Origin of the sequence: Robbsia sp. KACC 23696 (genome assembly GCF_039852015.1) — a bacterium.
In the GTDB taxonomy this organism is placed as follows: domain Bacteria; phylum Pseudomonadota; class Gammaproteobacteria; order Burkholderiales; family Burkholderiaceae; genus Robbsia.
This window is the reverse complement of sequence record NZ_CP156626.1, coordinates 2,564,473-2,583,046: the sequence shown is the minus strand read 5'-3', so window position 1 is coordinate 2,583,046 and position 18,574 is coordinate 2,564,473. Positions and strand designations below refer to the sequence as shown.

The 18,574-nt window shown below is 62.0% G+C and carries 17 protein-coding genes; 10 read left to right on the top strand and 7 right to left on the bottom strand.

Translation table 11 applies throughout. From position 1 onward, the window contains the following. The first annotated feature begins 62 nt into the window (after window positions 1-62). The 3 genes from ABEG21_RS10750 to ABEG21_RS10740 are packed head-to-tail and all read left to right on the top strand — an operon-like array spanning window position 63 to window position 1,774. Entirely contained in the window at window positions 63-794 is a 732-nt protein-coding gene (locus ABEG21_RS10750) for a methyl-accepting chemotaxis protein (RefSeq protein ID WP_347554612.1), read from the top strand. Beyond that, window positions 791-1,348, top strand: a complete 558-nt coding sequence (locus ABEG21_RS10745; RefSeq protein WP_347554611.1) for a hypothetical protein — start codon at window positions 791-793, stop codon at window positions 1,346-1,348. The genes ABEG21_RS10750 and ABEG21_RS10745 overlap by 4 nt, the downstream gene beginning before the upstream one ends. A 60-nt stretch (window positions 1,349-1,408) precedes the next feature. Further along, complete coding sequence (locus ABEG21_RS10740; protein WP_347554610.1) at window positions 1,409-1,774, top strand: response regulator; 366 nt, start codon at window positions 1,409-1,411, stop codon at window positions 1,772-1,774. 171 nt (window positions 1,775-1,945) lie between these two features. Here ABEG21_RS10740 and ahpF read toward each other — a convergent pair whose 3' ends face one another. Further along, window positions 1,946-3,541 carry an alkyl hydroperoxide reductase subunit F gene (gene ahpF / locus ABEG21_RS10735; RefSeq protein WP_347554609.1) on the bottom strand — a complete coding sequence of 532 codons (1,596 nt, stop codon included), beginning with the start codon at window positions 3,539-3,541 and terminating at the stop codon, window positions 1,946-1,948. Between the two features lie 297 nt (window positions 3,542-3,838). Beyond that, entirely contained in the window at window positions 3,839-4,402 is a 564-nt protein-coding gene (ahpC, locus tag ABEG21_RS10730) for an alkyl hydroperoxide reductase subunit C (protein ID WP_347554608.1), read from the bottom strand. 198 nt (window positions 4,403-4,600) lie between these two features. On the opposite strand from ahpC, the gene ABEG21_RS10725 reads away from it, so the two are divergent. Further along, the gene (locus ABEG21_RS10725; RefSeq protein ID WP_347554607.1) at window positions 4,601-5,773 is read left to right on the top strand and encodes an AI-2E family transporter; all 1,173 of its coding nucleotides are present in this window, start codon (window positions 4,601-4,603) and stop codon (window positions 5,771-5,773) included. Window positions 5,774-5,929: 156 nt separating this feature from the next. On the opposite strand, the gene ABEG21_RS10720 is transcribed toward ABEG21_RS10725, so the two are convergent. Continuing rightward, the gene (locus tag ABEG21_RS10720; protein ID WP_347554606.1) at window positions 5,930-6,097 is read right to left on the bottom strand and encodes a hypothetical protein; all 168 of its coding nucleotides are present in this window, start codon (window positions 6,095-6,097) and stop codon (window positions 5,930-5,932) included. 436 nt (window positions 6,098-6,533) lie between these two features. Here ABEG21_RS10720 and ABEG21_RS10715 point away from each other — a divergent pair, with 436 nt between their 5' ends. Further along, window positions 6,534-6,848, top strand: coding sequence for an ecotin precursor (locus tag ABEG21_RS10715; RefSeq protein WP_347554605.1), 315 nt, complete (start codon window positions 6,534-6,536; stop codon window positions 6,846-6,848). 107 nt (window positions 6,849-6,955) lie between these two features. Here ABEG21_RS10715 and ABEG21_RS10710 read toward each other — a convergent pair whose 3' ends face one another. From ABEG21_RS10710 to ABEG21_RS10695, 4 genes are all read right to left on the bottom strand, one after another. Then, on the bottom strand, window positions 6,956-8,191 hold the full coding sequence (locus ABEG21_RS10710; protein ID WP_347554604.1) for a DUF2863 family protein: 1,236 nt from the start codon (window positions 8,189-8,191) through the stop codon (window positions 6,956-6,958). A gap of 305 nt (window positions 8,192-8,496) precedes the next feature. Continuing rightward, window positions 8,497-11,214: an aconitate hydratase AcnA gene (acnA, locus tag ABEG21_RS10705; protein WP_347554603.1), complete on the bottom strand. Its 2,718-nt coding sequence runs from the start codon at window positions 11,212-11,214 to the stop codon at window positions 8,497-8,499. A gap of 166 nt (window positions 11,215-11,380) precedes the next feature. Then, on the bottom strand, window positions 11,381-11,911 hold the full coding sequence (locus ABEG21_RS10700) for a hypothetical protein (RefSeq protein WP_347554602.1): 531 nt from the start codon (window positions 11,909-11,911) through the stop codon (window positions 11,381-11,383). Window positions 11,912-12,351: 440 nt separating this feature from the next. Further along, window positions 12,352-13,329, bottom strand: a complete 978-nt coding sequence (locus ABEG21_RS10695) for a malate dehydrogenase (RefSeq protein WP_347554601.1) — start codon at window positions 13,327-13,329, stop codon at window positions 12,352-12,354. Between the two features lie 623 nt (window positions 13,330-13,952). Between ABEG21_RS10695 and ABEG21_RS10690 the strand changes: the two genes are divergently transcribed. From ABEG21_RS10690 to ABEG21_RS10670, 5 genes are all read left to right on the top strand, one after another. Beyond that, on the top strand, window positions 13,953-14,699 hold the full coding sequence (locus tag ABEG21_RS10690; protein ID WP_347556733.1) for a GntR family transcriptional regulator: 747 nt from the start codon (window positions 13,953-13,955) through the stop codon (window positions 14,697-14,699). A gap of 356 nt (window positions 14,700-15,055) precedes the next feature. Further along, window positions 15,056-15,466, top strand: coding sequence for a succinate dehydrogenase, cytochrome b556 subunit (gene sdhC, locus ABEG21_RS10685; protein ID WP_347554600.1), 411 nt, complete (start codon window positions 15,056-15,058; stop codon window positions 15,464-15,466). A 1-nt stretch (window position 15,467) separates the two neighbouring features. Then, a complete protein-coding gene (gene sdhD / locus ABEG21_RS10680) occupies window positions 15,468-15,836 on the top strand; it encodes a succinate dehydrogenase, hydrophobic membrane anchor protein (RefSeq protein WP_347554599.1) in 369 nt (122 codons plus the stop codon). Window positions 15,837-15,838: 2 nt separating this feature from the next. Then, a complete protein-coding gene (gene sdhA / locus ABEG21_RS10675; RefSeq protein ID WP_347554598.1) occupies window positions 15,839-17,617 on the top strand; it encodes a succinate dehydrogenase flavoprotein subunit in 1,779 nt (592 codons plus the stop codon). A gap of 172 nt (window positions 17,618-17,789) precedes the next feature. After that, entirely contained in the window at window positions 17,790-18,494 is a 705-nt protein-coding gene (locus tag ABEG21_RS10670; protein ID WP_347554597.1) for a succinate dehydrogenase iron-sulfur subunit, read from the top strand. The last annotated feature ends 80 nt before the right edge of the window (window positions 18,495-18,574 follow it).

Genomic DNA, 18,574 nt, shown 5'->3' with positions numbered 1-18,574 from the left:
TATGAAACGGAATGGCGGGGCGCCGATGGTCGGCGTGTCCGCACGGCATGAGGTTGGATGTGATGGTTTATATGTTGATCGCGGCACTGGTGGGCGCCCTGGCAACCGCTGCAGTTGCAGCATGCTGGCATGCATTCGCGCGTGCGCGCATCGTGCGGGAGCTGGCGGCGGACAGTGCGCGCCGCATCGCTGCGTTACGTACGCAGGAAGAGGCGCATGCGGCACAGCTCGCGCGGAGCGAGGAAGCGAACCGCGCGCTGGCAGTCCGCAACGACAGCCTGCGTGATGCGGTCTCCCAGCGCGAGCAGGACGCCGAGGCGATGCGGGATGCCTTGGCCCGCCTGACCGGGGAACGTCAGGGCTGGGCGATGCAGGCCGCGCGCCTGACTGCGGAAGCCGAGCGGCTGGCCGCCTTGAAGACGACGTTCGAGCGGTGGCACGAACAGATGACATCGCTGATGACGCAGAATCAGGACATGCATGCGAAGAACGCGTCGCTGTCGTCGATCGTGCGCCATGTCGTCATCGTGTCCTTGAACGCGTCGATCGAAGCGGCGCGGGCCGGTGAAGCGGGACGCGGCTTTGCCGTGGTCGCGGGCGAAGTGCGTTCCCTGGCCGCACGGTCCGAGGCGTTGTCCAAAGACTATAGCCACAGCCTGCATCGCAACGACCTGACCACGACGGCCACCTTTCAGGATATCCAGGCCGGCGGCAAGATGATCGCCGCGTCGTTGGGCGCGTTGGGCGCGATGGCACACGGCTTCCAGTCGGCGTTGGCGGAGGAAGCATCGTGATCACCGAACGTGCCGCGGAGAGCTTTCGCCGCATCTTCGAAAAAGCGGCGTTGACCCGGCTGGTCGTACAGCCCGGCGATCGTTGCGAGGTCATCGTCCAGGGTCAGGCGCCGCATGCGCAGACGGCGGAACGCGCGGTGATCCTGACGATTTCGTCGATCGTATTCCGCCTGATGCTGGTGCTGCATGTACAGGATAACGCGAGAAGCCGCGCCTACTATCTGCGTGAAGACAGCGCCGTGTCGTTCGACGACAGCTTCCTGGAGGTTGCGAATCTGTGTGCCGGCGCGATCAATCAGGAACTGTTGCGGGACTTTCCCGACTTGGGCATGTCGACGCCTTACGTGCTCGGACCGCAGTGTGAACTGCATTTCGACAGCATGAAGCCGGATTATCTGTGCCGCTTTGCAGTCGATGTCGGCGGCGATGCGGAGGGCGAGGTCGCGCCGGTCCGCCTCGCCGCCACGCTGTGCGTCTGTACCGATGCCACGCTGGACTTTGCCACCGAGATCGACATGGCGGAGGCGGGTGGCGGCGAATTGGAATTGTTTTAACGCGTGACGGGTCGGGTGACTCGTGCGCCATACGCAGGTAAAAGAAAAGAAGGGGGAAGCATGTCGAAGATTCTGGTCGTGGACGATTCCGGTACCGTGCGGGATGAAGTCGCCGGTTTTTTGCGCAAGAACGGTCTGGATGTGGCAACGGCGGTGGACGGCAAGGACGGCCTGGCAAAATTGAAGGCGGCGCCCGGCGTGAAGCTGGTGATCAGCGACGTCAACATGCCGAATATGGACGGCCTGACGATGGTCGAAAAAATCCGCGGAGAGCTGGGGAATAAGACCGTCAACGTGATCATGCTGACCACGGAAAGCAGTCCGGCGATGAAAGAGCGCGGCAAGGCTGCCGGCGTGAAGGGCTGGATCGTCAAGCCGTTCCGCGGCGAGGCGGTGCTCGAAACGTTCAAGAAGTTGGCCAACTGAACGGCGGTCGGCGCGCGACACACGACACGCGACGCTGCGCCGACGATCTCGCCACGCAGCGCGTCTAACGTCAAGCGGCAAACGACACGGCCCGGCATGTCTTCAAGACATGCCGGGCCGTGCTTCCTATCGGCCGTCGATCGGTCGCCCGGCCGACAGCTTAGGCGCGGATCAGGCCTGTGCCGTTTCCGGCGTGGCGATTTCCACTTCGTCGATATCCGAATGACGGATCAGGTAATCGAATGCCGACAGGGCGGCCTTCGCACCTTCGCCGACGGCGATCACGATCTGCTTGTACGGCACGGTCGTGACGTCGCCTGCGGCAAACACGCCCGGCACCGAGGTTTGACCCTTCGCATCGATCTGGATCTCGCCGGTCTTCGACAAGGCCAGGCTTTCCTTGATCCATTCCGTATTCGGTACCAGACCGATTTGCACAAATACGCCTTCCAGCGCGAGGTGCTTGATCGTGTCGGTCGAACGGTCCTTGAATGCCAGGCCGTTCACCTTGCTGCCGTCACCGGTGACTTCGGTGGTTTGCGCTTCGGTGATGATCGTGACGTTCGACAGGCTGCGCAGCTTCTTCTGCAGCACCGCGTCCGCACGCAATTCCGTGCCGAATTCGAGCAACGTTACCTCGGCCACGATACCGGCCAGATCGATCGCCGCTTCCACGCCGGAGTTTCCGCCGCCCACCACCGCCACGCGCTTGCCCTTGAACAGCGGACCATCGCAGTGCGGGCAGTAGGCCACGCCGCGGTTACGATATTCGCGTTCGCCCGGCACATTCAGCTCGCGCCACCGTGCGCCGGTGGCCAGGATGACGGTCTTGCTTTTCAGCACGGCACCATTTTCCAGCGTGATGCTGACCTTCTTGCCATCGCTTTCCAGATGCGCCGCGCGCTGCGTGTCCATGATGTCGACGTCGTACGACTTGACGTGCTGCTCCAGCGCCGCAGCGAACTTCGGCCCTTCCGTTTCCGTCACCGAGATGAAGTTCTCGATTGCCAAGGTATCGAGCACCTGACCGCCGAAGCGTTCCGACACGACACCGGTCTTGATGCCCTTACGTGCTGCATACACTGCCGCCGCTGCTGCGGCCGGGCCACCGCCGACGATCAGCACGTCGAACGTGCCTTTCTTCGCGATTTCCGTGGCCTTGCGTTCCGCGGCGCCGGTATCGAGCTTCGCCAGGATCTCTTCGATGCTGGTGCGGCCCTGGCCAAACACCTGACCGTTCAGATAGACGGTGGGCACGGCCATGATTTGTTTCTGTTCGACTTCGTCCTGGAACAGGGCGCCGTCGATCGTCGTGTTGCGGATTCTCGGATTGATCAGCGACATCACATTCAGTGCCTGCACGACGTCCGGGCAGTTTTGGCACGACAGCGAAATATAGCTGTCGAACGTGTAGTCGCCGTCCAGGTTGCGGATTTGCTCGATCACTTCCGGTTCGAGCTTCAGCGGATGGCCGCCGACTTGCAGCAACGCCAGCACCAACGAGGTGAATTCATGACCCATCGGAATGGCGGCAAAGCGGATACCGGTCTGCTCGCCAGGGCGATTGATCGAAAACGACGGCTTGCGTTCCGCGTCGTCTACCCGCTCGGTCACGGTGATGTGGGTGGACAGTTCTGCGATTTCGCGCAGCAGGCCCTGCAGCTCGAGCGACTTCTCGCCGCCGTCGAGCGATACGACGATTTCGATCGGCTGCGTGACGCGTTCGAGATAGCCTTTCAGTTGCGTTTTGAGATTAGCGTCGAGCATGACGAATTTCCGTGAAAAAAAAGTAAGCGAGGCACACGACGCGACCACAAGGGGGCGTCCCGGCACGGGAAAAGGGGAGCGGCTGGCCAGCCCGGCTTGCTTGTTCGCACCGACCTCAGCGGTGGTGCGAACCAAACAAGCCGGCCGGCAGGCCGGTACCACTACCCCGGCCGATGCCGGATCGCACGAACATCCGGTGCGAATCCGGCGTCGCGGTCATGCGCGATCCATCGATGGCATGACCGCCTGTTGCGTACTGCGTCAGGCGACGCGCGAGGCGTCGCGCTGCCGGCAGTATTAGATCTTGCCAACCAGATCCAGCGACGGCGACAGCGTTGCAGCGCCTTCCTTCCACTTCGCCGGGCAGACTTCGCCCGGGTGTGCTGCAATGTATTGTGCTGCCTTCGTCTTGCGCAGCGTTTCCAGTGCTTCGCGGCCGATGCCGTTGTCGTTCACTTCGGCGAACTTGATCTTGCCTTCCGGATCGATCAAGAACGTGCCACGATAGGCCAGGCCTTCTTCTTCGATCAGCACGTCGAAGTTGCGCGCCAGGACGTGCGTCGGGTCGCCCAGCAGCGGGTACTTGACCTTGCTGATGGCCGGCGACGTTTCGGCCCAAGCCTTGTGTGCGAAGTGCGTATCGGTCGAAACGCCGTACACTTCCACGCCGAGCTTTTGGAATTCAGCGTAGTGATCCGCGAGGTCTTCCAGTTCAGTCGGGCAAACGAACGTGAAATCGGCCGGGTAGAAAACAAACAGGGACCACTTACCCTTCAACGAAGCTTCGGTAACTTCGAAGAACTTGCCGTTTTGGTAGGCTTGGTTCTTGAACGGCTTGACTTGCGAATTGATGATCGGCATGTCTTTTCCTTTGTGGTTGAGGTTGCTCGTGGATCGATGAAACACAGTATGTGCCATCGCATGCTATTTTAAAAGTTAATTAAATAAAATGAAACGATTGTTTTTAGCTATCGCATCGCGGACAGTTTTCATGTCCATTTCAGCCGTTTCCGGCCGCCCCGTCGTGCGGAATACCGCGGTAAAGCCAGGCGGGGCGGTATGACACAGGACAACGTTAACGATAGCAAGTCTTCGGCCGACGGGTCGCCGCAAAATGGGGCCGAGCGTCGTACGCTGGCGCATGACGCCGCGGCCGGCGCTGCCCAGGGAGCCGCCCGCGGCGCGGTCGGGGCCGCCACCGGACGCTCGCAGCATACCGCGCTTTTATGTCTGTATGGCGTCTTGACGCTGTTGGCGATATGGGTTGTCCATGCCTTCGTGCCGGCTGTTGTCTGGGCCGCGGTGCTGGCGATCGCGCTCTGGCCGTCGTTGGAAAAGGTAGAGAGCTGGCCAGGTCTCAAGGGGCGTCCGCGACTCGTTGCCGCATTGATCGTGGTCGCCGTAGCCGTCGTCTTTGTACTGCCGCTGATCATGGCGGGGTCGAGCCTCGGCGGCGATACCCACGCGATCATGGATCAGGTGCATCAGATTCAGGACAACGGCATCGCGCCGCCGAGCTGGCTCGAACGTTTGCCGTTTTTTGGCGCTCAGGCGACCAGCTGGTGGCAGAACAACCTGGCCGACCCCCATCCGGGTAAGAACCTGTTGTCGCACGTCGCGCACGGGTCCCTGATGACCGTGGGCGGCTCCTTCGGCAGACGGTTGGTCCATGCGTTGATCACCTTTGCCTTCATGCTGCTGGTGCTGTTCTTTATCTTTGCGGCCGGTACGTCGTTGCGGGAACAGGCGCTGCGAGGAATCGGTCGCTTGTTCGGAGAGGAAGGGGCGTCGCTGGCGTCGCAGATGGCCGTCTCCGTGCGAGGCACTGTTAGCGGCCTGGTCCTGGTAGGTCTGGGCGAGGGTGCGCTGATGTGCATCAGCTACTTCATTGCGCATGTGCCCCATGCGGTCGTGCTCGGGGCGCTGACTGCCGTGGCCGCGATGCTGCCGATGTGCGCACCCATCCTGATCGTCGCGGTAGGCGGTTATCTGTTCGTCCAGGGCGCCACGGGCGCGGCTATCGCGGTGCTGGTCTGGGGGGGCATCGTCGTATTCATTGCCGAGCACTTCGTACGCCCGACTTTGATCGGTGGCGCCGCGCGCTTGCCGTTTCTATTGGTGTTGCTCGGCATCCTGGGCGGAGCGGAGACGCTTGGCTTGTTGGGCATTTTTATCGGCCCGGCGCTGATGACCATTCTGATGGTCCTTTGGCGCGACTACGTGCAGGCGTGACCCGCAAACGACGACGGCCCCGGCGCGTCCGCGATTCCGTAGTGGCAATCGCGAACGCGCTGGGGCCGTGAAAACCCCGTCTTCGCCGTCGAGAGGGCGGGACGGGTCAGCGCGGTGTGACAGGCGTCGACTCTCCGTCAAATCGCCTGCGGACGATCAACGCGGACCGCCGCCAGGGCCGCCACCGGGACCGCCCCCACCAGGGCCGCCGCCATGGTCATGGTGACCCCATCCGCCGCCGCCACCCGGAGGCGGTCCCCACCAGCAACCGCCCAGTGACGCGACGGTGATCGCAATCACTGCTACCGAAATCATCTTGCGCATGCGATTCTCCTTATTCATTACGACCTCGGACCGGGACACTGCGCCGTGAAGGCAGTCTTGCCTTGTCACGCCGTAGCCGCGGTCGCGATGAGGTGCGATGCTTGTCCGTAGTGGCGAAGTCATCGCGTCCTTGTTTCCAAGGTAACAGTGTCTGGAAAAGGGGATTGCTAGCGAATGTAACAATTGTCAGTGCAGTGGCGCCCTGCAACGGGGCTCAGGCCGCGCCGACGCGCCATTCGGCTCGGCGCGATACAATCGGTTAAGAAAACCGTTGCTGCGTAATCGAAAGTAACCTTTTCGATACACCTAAGACGCGGCTATCGTTTGACAATGCAGTTATGGCGAAGGAACAGCGACATTCCCGATTCAGGCAGTCGTTCGAATTCCAAAGCGCAGTCTGCGTGGCCCGCGAAGACGGGCTGCGTACTAGGAGGAAATGATGAGAAAGATCGCAATGGCCGCGTTATTGGTCGGCGGTATCGCCGTGGCAGGTCAAGCCAGCGCACGGGGCGGTTGGGGTGGTGGCGGTGCGTTTGCGGGCGGCGCGGCCCTGGGCGCCGTGACGGGCTTACTCGTCGGTTCGGCCGTCAGCCAACCGCGCGCGGCAGTCGTGTATGAGCAGCCGGTTTATGCGCAGCCGGTCTACGCCGCGCCTCCTGGCTATTGCTATGACGCCTACGGCCGTGCCTACGCCTGCGCACCGGCACCGGTGCCGGCCTACGGCCCGCCGCCCCCGCCGCCGGGTTGGTAAAGAAAGCGGTAAAGGAGAGGCCGTGTTGGTGCGGCCCCTGACGAAAGAAGGGCGCATCCGGTCAGCCGGCATGCGCCCTTCTTTGTTTTCACCGCCGGGCCGGCCTTTTAGTGAAAGTGCTGCTGTCCCGGCGCGGCATCTTCCGGCATCTCCGCATGGACGATATCGCCGTGCGGATCGGCATAGAGCGGTACGCCGCAGTCCTCGCAGTATTCCGGGTCAAAGCGTTCGTTCAGACGGCGAATGTCGGTCACGCCGCATTCGCGCAGTAGCGTGACAATCGTTTCCAGCGGTGCATTCTCCGCTTCGTCGGCCGGATCGACATCGTCCTCGCCGTCTTCCATGTCGCCATTCTCGCGGCCATACAGCGGCCATATCACGCCGTACAGCACGTCGTTGTCGCCGCGGCGCGTGAAGCCGACGCGGTATTCGTCGATATGCTGTTCGCCAAAGCCGCCGATTACCGCCCGTAACTCTTTCGCTTCCGACTTCAGCGTGTCTTCCAGGTAACGCACGGCCGTACGGATCGTATGGGGACGGATTCGTTCATCGGCATCCCGGCAGGCCGAGTGATAGGCGTCCGGCAGCAGGCATTCGAATTCGCAACCGGCGAACACCGATGCCAAGGTCGGCCCCGCCTGCGCGCGCCATTGCTCCAGGCAATGCGCACGCTCGATACGTTGGCCGCGCGGCGCGTTGTCGTCGGTTTCCTGCCAACGGAACAGCGCTTCACCGGCGGGCGCCGCGATGACAGCCAGCAGGAATCGCGGGTCCGCCAGAATTGGCGCACTTTCCGGCAGGTCGGCCAGGCTGACCTTGAGCGGCGCGCCTTCCACGGTCGCCTTCGCCAGTTGATGGGACAACTTGAAGGCGTCTGCATGCGCACGAGGCAACTGATCGATGCTGTACAGATAGGGCACCAGCGAGACCTTGCTGCCCGACGCGCTCAGATGCGCCTGAAACTGGTTGCGCAAGGCGTCGAGAGGCTCGCCCTTCAGCGGGCCGGAGGGAATCAGGAAGCGTGTCCAGGCCAGAATCGGCGCGGCGACCAGGACGACATCCCAGGATTGTCCCTCGTGCTCGATCGTGACCGATTCGCTCTGCGTTTCCGCGAGATCGGCCAAGGCGCCGTACGCTTGTGCGTAATGTGCCTGCAAATGGTCCAATGCGGCGTCGAGCGCGGCCTGATGCCCGGCGCGTAGCATGCGCGCGAGCAGGGCGTCGATCTTTTGCTCCCAGAACCGGTCTTCGATTCGGCTGCCCGAGGCATACAGGGCGAGCGACAGGCCGATGAGTTTTTCCGCGTCGGCGGGGAGACGTTTGGCAACAGGGCGCGATCGCATGACTTAGAGCGTGTTTCCGATAAGCTAACCGCGTATTTTAAACCCAACGGTGCGCCGGGGGGCTAAGAATCGCGGTGCGTATGCCTGACGATCGGGCGGCGGACGGCGAAGACCCTTCGAAGAATCATTACACAGGGGCGACGCAGGCACGCGGAAGACGGCGGAGCCTGAGCCGCATGCCGATTCGTCTGAAACAGAAGGAGACGCGGGCAGGGGGCAGAAACGACGCGACCCGGACAAGCCGGGTCGGAGGGAATGCGTACCGGCGCAGGGGATCCTCGCAGAAGCCCTGTCGGTGATGTGGCTTAGGCCGCCAACAGCTGACGCAATACGAACGGCAGGATGCCGCCGTGCTTGTAGTAGTCGACTTCGATCGGCGTATCGATGCGCAACAGCAGCTTCACGCGATCGGTCTTGCCCTCACCGCGGTGGATCACCAGCGTGACCTCCTGTTGCGGCTTGAAATCGTCGCCCAAGTCCTCGATGTCGTACGTCTCGTCACCGGTGATGTTCAGCGAAGCGGCGCTGTCGCCGTCCTTGAACTGCAGCGGCAACACGCCCATGCCGACCAGATTCGACCGGTGGATCCGCTCGAAGCTCCGTGCGACCACGGCGCGTACGCCCAGCAACTGCGTGCCCTTCGCTGCCCAGTCACGCGAGCTGCCCGTGCCGTACTCTTCACCGCCGAAAACGATCGACGGCGTGCCGGCATCGACGTAGCGCATGGCCGCATCGTAGATCGACATCTGCTCGCCGCTCGGCTTGTGAATCGTCAGGCCGCCTTCGATGCGGTTACCGTTGGCATCCAGCGGGATCATCAGATTCTTGATCCGGACGTTGGCGAACGTGCCGCGCATCATCACTTCATGGTTGCCGCGACGCGAGCCATAGCTGTTGAAGTCGGCCTTCTGCACGCCGTTGGCCTTCAGCCAGACGCCGGCGGGCGAGGATTCCTTGATCGAGCCGGCCGGGCTGATGTGGTCCGTCGTCACCGAGTCACCGAAAATGCCCAGCGCGCGCGCGCCCTTGACCGGTTCGATCGACGCGGCCGGCGTCATGCTGAAGTCCTTGCCGAAGAACGGCGGCTCCGCGATATAGGTCGACTTCGGCCAATCGTAGACTTGCCCTTCGGCGCCCTCGATCTTGCTCCACAGATCGCCCTTCTTGGTCAACTGCGAGTAGTTCTTCTGGAACACTTCGGAGTTCAGTGCGTACTTCAGCAGCGATTGGACTTCCTCGCTGCTCGGCCACAGATCGCCCAGGAAGACGTCCTTGCCGGCGGCGGTGCGGCCAACCGGTTCGGTCATCAGATCGCGGGTGATGTTGCCGGCGATCGCGTAGGCCACGACCAAGGGCGGCGATGCCAGGAAGTTGGCACGAATGTTCGGGTGGATCCGGGCTTCGAAGTTCCGATTGCCCGACAGCACGGCGGCGGCAACCACGTCGTTCGATGTAATGGCTTCGTTCAGTGCCGGCGTCAGATCGCCTGCGTTACCGATACAGGTCGTGCAACCGTAGGCGGCCAGTTCGAAACCGAGCTTCGACAGATAGGGCAGCAGGCCGGTGGCCGTCAGGTAGTCGGTGACGATCCGCGATCCCGGTGCCAGCGACGTCTTGATGTGCGGCGCGACCGTCAAGCCCAGCTCGACGGCTTTCTTCGCCACCAGGCCGGCGGCCAGCAGGACGCTCGGGTTCGACGTATTCGTGCAGGACGTGATGGCGGCGATCAGGATGTCGCCGTTGTGCAGCGCCACGCCATCTTTCGTCGTGTACGTTTCATCCAGTTGCGCGGCCGTCTTGGCAAAACCGTTCTCGGCGACCGGCTTCGTGAACAGGTCCTTGAAGTTGGCCTTCACATTGCCGATTTCGATCCGATCCTGCGGCCGCTTCGGGCCTGCGAGCGACGGCGTCACGCTGCCCAGGTCGAGCTTCACGACCTTCGTGTAGTCGATGTCGCCAGCCTTCGGCACGCCCCACAATTCTTGCGCCTTGAAGTAGTTTTCGAACGCGCTGATTTCGGCTTCCGTGCGGCCCGTGCCTTGGAAGTACTCGATCGTCTTTTCGTCGACCGGGAAGAAGCCCATCGTCGCGCCGTATTCCGGCGCCATATTGCCGATGGTCGCGCGGTCCGGCACTTGCAGCGATGCCGTGCCTTCACCGAAGAATTCGACGAACTTGCCGACGACCTTCTCGCGGCGCAGCATTTCGGTGATGGTCAAGACCAGATCGGTCGCGGTGACGCCTTCGCGCAGACGACCCGTCAGTTCGACACCGACGACGTCCGGCGTCAGGAAGTACACCGGCTGGCCGAGCATGCCGGCTTCCGCTTCGATACCGCCCACGCCCCAGCCCACGACACCGATGCCGTTGATCATCGTCGTGTGGCTGTCGGTACCCACCAGCGTGTCCGGGTAGTAGACCGTATCCGCGCCGTCGGCGCGCTTATGCACGCCGCGCGCCAGGTATTCCAGATTGACCTGGTGGACAATGCCGATGCCCGGGGGTACGACCTTGAACGTGTCGAAGGCCTGCATGCCCCACTTCATGAACTGGTAGCGCTCGTTGTTGCGCTGGAATTCCAGTTTCATATTGAGATCGAGCGCATCCTTCTGGCGGAAGTAGTCGATCTGCACCGAGTGATCGACGACCAGATCGACCGGGACCAGCGGTTCGATGGACTTCGGATCCTTGCCGGCGCGTTCGGCCACACCGCGCATTGCGGCGATGTCGGCCAGCAGTGGCACACCGGTGAAGTCCTGCAGCACGACGCGTGCGACGACGAACGGGATTTCATCCGTGCGCTTCTCATTCGGCTTCCAGTTCACCAGTTGCTTGACGTGTTCTTCGGCGACTTTCTTGCCGTCGAAGTTGCGTAGCACCGACTCGAGTACCAAACGGATCGATACCGGTAGGCGCGACACATCGACACCCAGCGCACGGCCTAGCTGGGGCAGTGAGTAGTACTTGCCAGTACCGGCGCCGCTTTTGAATTCCTTTAGCGTTTGGTGCAGATTGTGGGCCATGGTATGTCCTTGGTTTTTTATCGCGTCGTTGCCGCGTGTCTCGGGGGAGTGGGTCGCCGCACCGGTACCGGCAAGAAGTGCGCGATACCGTGAGGGCGGCCCGGGATGCTGCTTACACTACCAAACCGACTTTCCAACATGCCCTAAGAAAGGGCGTCATGCATCGTTACTTGCGAATCAATTCATTCGATTGCGTAGGTGCCGGTGCGCCATGTTCGCGCATTTCAACGGTCATGCAATCATCAGCCAGACGAGTCTGATCACCCTTGTCCATGAACAGCATGCCCTTCGTCGGGATCACGACGAGGTCCATGCCCGATGCCGGATCGTAGAAGCGGTCCGCGCCGGTCGTCGTGGTTTCACGCGGCAGTTTGTAGTCGCGACCCTTCCAGTACATCGTCAGGATCTGGTCGCGCTTCATATTGCCGGCGATGAACATCGATTCGCCTTCACCGCAGGACCACTTTTCCGCGCCTGCCGGAATGGCGGACGCCACCGGGAGGAGCGGGTCGGTCTTGCGGGTCGCGCGACGGCGGGATTTGCGTTCGGTACGCTTGGCGGGGGCTTTCTTCGCGACCGGCTTCTTCGCCGGGGCGTTAGCCGTCGTGCTCGACGTGCCTTGTGCAAAAGCCGGAGCCGATGCGGCGCCGGTCAACAACAGACCGCAGGTCAAGAACGCGGCGGTCAAGTTTTTCATCTTCGACATAAAAACCTTTCAGATCAAACGTGAGAGAGTCAGCTAACGTGGGAATTGCGCTGCCGTCCGGTGTGGGCGGCCCAGCATGCGTCGCCGAGGTGCGGAGTTTCCGCCGATGGCGAGCCGGGCCGCGCCGGGCCGATCCGGCCTACGGCGAATCTGCGCGCGCAGCCGCTATTCTGGCGCATTCGACGGCGCCTCTCTCAAATTTATCCGTTGGGGAAAACGACGGTACGGATTCGGCGTTGCCAACGCGCATCGAAAAACCACTGACGAACCCTTGCTAGAAGGGGTCTTCACCGAAAAAGGTGCAGCGGAGGATGCCGGATCTGGCATCAGGCCAAAGTCGTCCATCGTCGTGGGGAAGGGGTTTTCTACTGCTATTGTCTTGTTGCACACTGCAACCCCGGCGCGCCGCGACGGCGCGCCGGGGGCACGCGTTACAGCAAATGCTTGACGCCGTCGCGCTCTTCTTCGAGCTCGGCCAACGTCTTGGCGATCAGGCCCTTCGAAAAGGCGTCGATCTCCAAACCTTCAATCAGCTTGTATTCGCCGTTTTCGGTCGTGACCGGCAGGCCGAAGACGATATCTTCCGGCACGCCGTACACGCCGGCCGACGGAATACCCATCGTGACCCACTTGCCGTTGCTGCCCAGGACCCAGTCACGCACGTGATCGATCGCTGCATTGGCGGCGGAGGCCGCCGACGACAGGCCGCGCGCTTCGATGATCGCCGCGCCGCGCTTGCCGACGGTCGGGATGAAGGTATCGGCAATCCATGCCTGATCGAGCGCCGGATGCAATGCCTTGCCGCCGCTGGTCGCGAAACGGGTATCCGGGTACATCGTCGGCGAGTGGTTGCCCCACACGACCAGCTTCTCGATGCTGCCGACCGGGACGCCGGACTTCGCCGCCAATTGCGACAGGGCGCGGTTGTGATCGAGGCGCAGCATGGCCGTGAAGTTCTTCTTCGGCAGATCCGGCGCCGACTTCATGGCGATATAGGCGTTGGTGTTAGCCGGGTTGCCCACGACCAGCACCTTGACATCGCGGCTCGCCACGTCGTTCAGTGCCTTGCCTTGCACGGTGAAGATCTCGGCATTCGCGCTCAGCAGATCCTTACGTTCCATGCCCTTGCTGCGGGGACGCGCACCGACGAGTAAGGCAATGTCCGCGTCCTTGAACGCAACCTTCGGGTCGTCCGACGTGACGACGCCTTCGAGCAGCGGGAACGCGCAGTCTTCCAGCTCCATCACGACGCCCTTGAGCGCGTTCTGGGCTTGCGGCAGGTCCAGCAATTGCAGGATCACGGGCTGGTCCGGACCGAGCATCGCGCCACTGGCGATGCGGAACAGCAGCGAATAACCAATCTGACCTGCGGCGCCGGTGACGGCGACGCGCTTGGCGGCTTTAGCCATGGACGACTCTCCTATTTATTCGATGTCGACAGATCTCTCGATCTGCATCTTTTCAGGCCGTCCCGGGGTGTGCCCCGCCGCGCATCGCGCATCGCATCGCCCGCGTCTAGCGGCGGGCTGGAGGGCGCGGCGTACAGCACACGGCAACGTTTGACGCGTTGCCTTTCACCGGTCGTGACCGTGTCTCGCTATTGTAGGCGCGTGCAGGCGCTTTTCGCCATCGCGGCCGTTCTCTCTTGAATCGCGAGCAAGTGTAGGAGTCGCCGCGATGAAAGTCAAACCCTATCTTATGTCTTATATAAGACATGATATTTTCCGGACAAAACAATGGACGCCATTTGACAGGTTGTGATGAAATGGCGGCCATGAGTGCCATCCCGTCCTTGCCGTCCACGATGTCCAGCCTTTGCGGGCCTGCCGAAGCGTCGCGTGGCGCCTCGGGGGCGGCATCGACGGCTGTCGTCAAGCCCGACGCGCAGGGCGAACAAAATAGCCCCGTGCCGTCGGCGAAGCGCGAAGCGGACACCGTGTCGCCCGCCGCGGCCGCACCCGGCGTCGCCGATGGCGCCGCAGCGTCGTCTTCGACGGCTGCGGCTACGGCCGCGGGGGCAGGCGGCGCGCCGATGCCCGGGCCGGCGACATTCAGCCCCCCGACATTCAGTCCTCTCTACCGTCAGATCAAGGGTTTGATCACACAAAGTCTGGAGAGCGGCGAATGGCGCCCCGGCGATGTGATTCCGAGCGAGATCGAACTGGCCGCGCGCTATGGCGTCAGCCAGGGCACGGTGCGCAAGGCCATCGACGAACTGGCGGCCGACAACCTCGTCGTGCGACGGCAAGGGAAGGGCACATTCGTCGCCACCCATAACGAAGATCGGGTCCAGTTTCGCTTTCTACGGTTACTGCCGGATGACGGTACCATTCGTCCGCACGTCAGCGACGTCCATCAGTGCCGACGTACCCGCGCACCGGCCGACATCGCGCGCCAGCTCGATATGAAGCCGGCCGAGAGCGTGGTACAGATCAAGCGAGTGCTGCGTTTCGACGGGGAGATCCAGCCGACGGTGTTCGAGGAGATCTGGCTGCCGGGTGCGACGTTCAAGGGTTTGACGATGGAGCGGCTCGCCGGCTACAAGGGCCCGTTTTATGCGATGTTCGAGAGCGAGTTCAACACACGCATGATTCGCGCCAGCGAACATGTGCGTGCGGTGGCGGCGGATAAGGAAGTGGCGGCGATCCTGGCGATCCGCGAGGGCTCGCCGCTGTTGAGTGTAGAGCGGCTGTCTTACACCTACGGCGATCGCCCGGTGGAGGTACGTCGCGGTTGGTATCAGACGGATCGCTTTCATTATCAGAACGATCTAAGCTGAAGAATAGAGATAATCTGGGATGGACAGAATGACCGACATTGTCGCACTGACCTTGCGTCCGCGGGTTCTGGTGTCCCATTCTTTCGGTTTGCAAGAAGCGCTCGGCGCTTTATCTGGGACGGTCTTCCCGATCTCGTGGGCCTGGCGGCGCGCGAATTGGGGCGTACCGGCCTCGGGAAGTGGGGGCGGGGCGCGGCACGGCGGTCGACGAAACCGCAGGCCTGTCACCGCAAGCGATTACAATGCGCGCAAATCATTGTTGTCAAAATCTTGCAAGGGTGTGCGCTGATTCGTCGCAGCGGCGAGACGAAAAAGCGCTAAAATTGCGAATTCGCGTTCTAACGAGGGGTCTAGCAATGGCTGAAGCAGTAAAGAAACCGAGGCCGGAATACCGGAATATCGGGATTGGGCAATTAGCGGGATACCGCTTGCCGCTGGCGGGTAAGATTTCCATCCTGCACCGGTTAAGCGGCGGACTGCTGTTCCTGCTTATCCCTTTCGCGCTTTACTTGTTCGAACAGAGTTTGACGTCGGAACTCTCGTTCGGTCAGCTCAAAGCCTTTTTTGCGAACATTATCGTAAAGCTGGTGGTGCTGGTTCTCTCGTGGGCATTCGCATTCCACTTCTTCGCCGGCCTGCGTTTCCTGCTCGCCGACACGCACAAATATGTCAGCAAGGAAGGCGGACGCAATACCGCCGGCATCGTGCTCGTGCTCTCGTCGCTGTTGACGATCGTGATCGCGCTGAAACTGTTCGGGGCTTTCTGATATGGCTAGCAAAAATAATATCGGCGCAAAGCGCCTCGTGGTTGGTGCCCACTACGGCATGTTCGACTGGCTCGCGCAACGCGTGACGGCGGTCATCATGGCGGTATTCACCGTCGTGCTGCTGGTCTGGTTCTTTGCGGCGTCGAATTTCTCGTATGAAGGCTGGGCGTCGATGTTCGCGCATCAGTGGATGAAGCTGCTGACGTTCGTCACGCTGCTCTCGTTGTTCTATCACGCCTGGGTCGGCATCCGCGATATCTGGATGGACTACGTGAAACCGGCGGGTATCCGGCTGTTGCTGCAAGTGTTGACGATCCTCTGGCTGGTCGCCAGTGCCGGTTACGCTGTACAGATCTTGTGGAGAGTTTGAGCATGGCTGCAATCAAGAATTCGCTTCCCCGTCGCAAGTACGACGTCGTGATCGTCGGCGGCGGCGGCTCGGGTTTGCGTGCCGCGCTGCAACTGTCCCGTGCCGGCCTGTCGGTTTGCGTGCTGTCCAAGGTGTTTCCCACGCGCTCGCACACGGTGGCGGCGCAGGGCGGTATCGGCGCGTCGCTGGGCAATATGAGCGAGGACAACTGGCACTATCACTTTTACGACACCATCAAGGGCTCGGATTGGCTGGGTGACCAGGACGCCATCGAGTTCATGTGTCGTGAGGCACCGAACGCTGTTTACGAACTCGAACATATGGGCATGCCGTTCGACCGGAACGCCGACGGCACGATCTACCAGCGTCCATTCGGCGGTCACACGGCAAACTATGGCGAGAAACCGGTGCAACGCGCTTGCGCGGCCGCAGACCGTACCGGTCACGCGCTGCTGCATACGTTGTATCAGCAGAACGTCCAGTCCAAGACGCACTTCTACACCGAGTGGATGGCGCTCGACCTGATCCGCGACGCCGAAGGCGACGTACTGGGCGTGACCGCGCTCGAAATGGAAACGGGCGACATCTATATCCTCGAAGGCAAGACGACGCTGTTCGCCACGGGCGGCGCCGGTCGGATCTTCGCGGCGTCGACGAATGCCTTCATCAATACCGGGGACGGTCTGGGCATGGCGGCGCGCTCGGGCATCCCGCTGCAGGACATGGAATTCTGGCAATTCCACCCGACCGGCGTGGCCGGCGCGGGCGTGCTGATTACCGAAGGGGTACGCGGCGAAGGCGGCATCCTGCGGAATTCGAACGGTGAGCGTTTCATGGAACGCTATGCGCCGACGCTGAAGGATCTGGCGCCGCGCGACTTCGTTTCCCGCTCGATGGACCAGGAAATCAAGGAAGGCCGCGGTTGCGGCCCGAATTCGGACTATGTGCTGCTCGACCTGTCGCACATCGGCGCCGAAACGATCATGAAGCGGTTGCCGTCGATTCGTGAGATCGCGATGAAGTTCGCCAACGTCGACTGCATCAAGGAGCCGATCCCGGTCGTGCCGACGATCCATTACCAGATGGGCGGCATTCCGACGAATATCTACGGTCAGGTGGTCGGCAAGGGCAGCGAGTACGACGCACCGATCAACGGTTTCTATGCCGTGGGCGAATGCTCCTGCGTGTCCGTGCATGGCGCGAACCGCTTGGGCACGAATTCGCTGCTGGATCTGGTCGTGTTCGGCCGCGCGGCCGGCAACCATATCGTCAAGCATGTGGCGGAACTCGGTCGCGAACACAAGCCGCTGCCGGCGGACGCCGCCGACGCAACGCTGGCGCGTCTGGCGAAGCTCGAAGGCACGACGTCGGGCGAATATACGCAGGACATCGCGAACGACATCCGCAAGACGATGCAGGCGCATGCCGGCGTGTTCCGGACCTCGTCGCTGATGGCCGAGGGCGTCGGCAAGATGGGCGAGCTGATCGCGCGCACCGGACACGTGCATCTGAAGGACAAGTCGAAGGTATTCAACACCGCGCGTGTGGAAGCGTTGGAACTGGCCAACCTGATCGAAGTCGCGAAGGCGACGATGATCTCGGCCGAAGCGCGCAAGGAAAGCCGCGGCGCGCATGCGCACAGCGACTTCGAGCATCGCGACGACGAGAACTGGATGAAGCACACGCTGTTCTACAGTGACGATCATCGCCTTGAATACAAGCCCGTGAAGATGAAGCCGTTGACGGTCGAATCGGTGCCGCCGAAGGCACGGACGTTCTGATTGGTCGGTCTTACTACCCCACGATAAAAGGTTTGCCGGCCGGGTCGGGGCGAGGCGCAGCAGGGCGGGAACCGAGAACACCGGTTTCCGCCGTGGCGAGCAGCAGGGACGGTGCCACCGAGGCACTTGTCCGAGAACGGGTCCCCACCCGGAGGCAGCAGAGGAAAGAGAGATGAGCAAACGAATCTTTGAGGTGTACCGCTACGATCCGGATGCGGACGCGGCGCCGCGGATGCAACGTTACGAGATCGAAATCGGCCCGGGCGAGCGGATGTTGCTCGACGCGCTGGTCAAGCTGAAGGCCGTCGACGAAGGGATCGGCTTCCGCCGCTCCTGCCGCGAAGGCGTCTGCGGCTCCGACGCGATGAACATCAACGGCAAGAACGGTCTGGCGTGCCTGACGAATATGAACGATCTGCCGGAAAAGATCGTGCTGCGCCCGTTGCCGGGCCTGCCGGTCATCCGTGACCTGATCGTCGACATGACGCTGTTCTTCAATCAGTACCACTCGATCAAGCCCTATCTGATCAACGATACGCCGCCGCCGGAGAAGGAACGCCTGCAGACGCCGGAAGAGCGTGACGAGCTGGACGGTTTGTACGAATGCATTTTGTGTTCGTGCTGCTCGACGGCTTGCCCGAGCTTCTGGTGGAATCCGGACAAGTTCGTCGGCCCGGCCGGTTTGCTGCAAGCGTATCGCTTCATCGCGGACAGCCGCGACCAGGCGACCGGCGAGCGTCTGGACAATCTGGAAGATCCGTATCGCCTGTTCCGCTGCCACACGATCATGAATTGCCTGGACGTCTGCCCGAAGGGTCTGAACCCGACGCAGGCCATCGGCAAGATCAAGGAACTGATGTTCCGGCGCGCGGTGTAAGAAGAGAAGCAAGGAGGAAGACATGGGTTCGACTTTTGAGAACGGGTCCGCCCCGGAACCGCTGCTGGCGACCGTTCCGG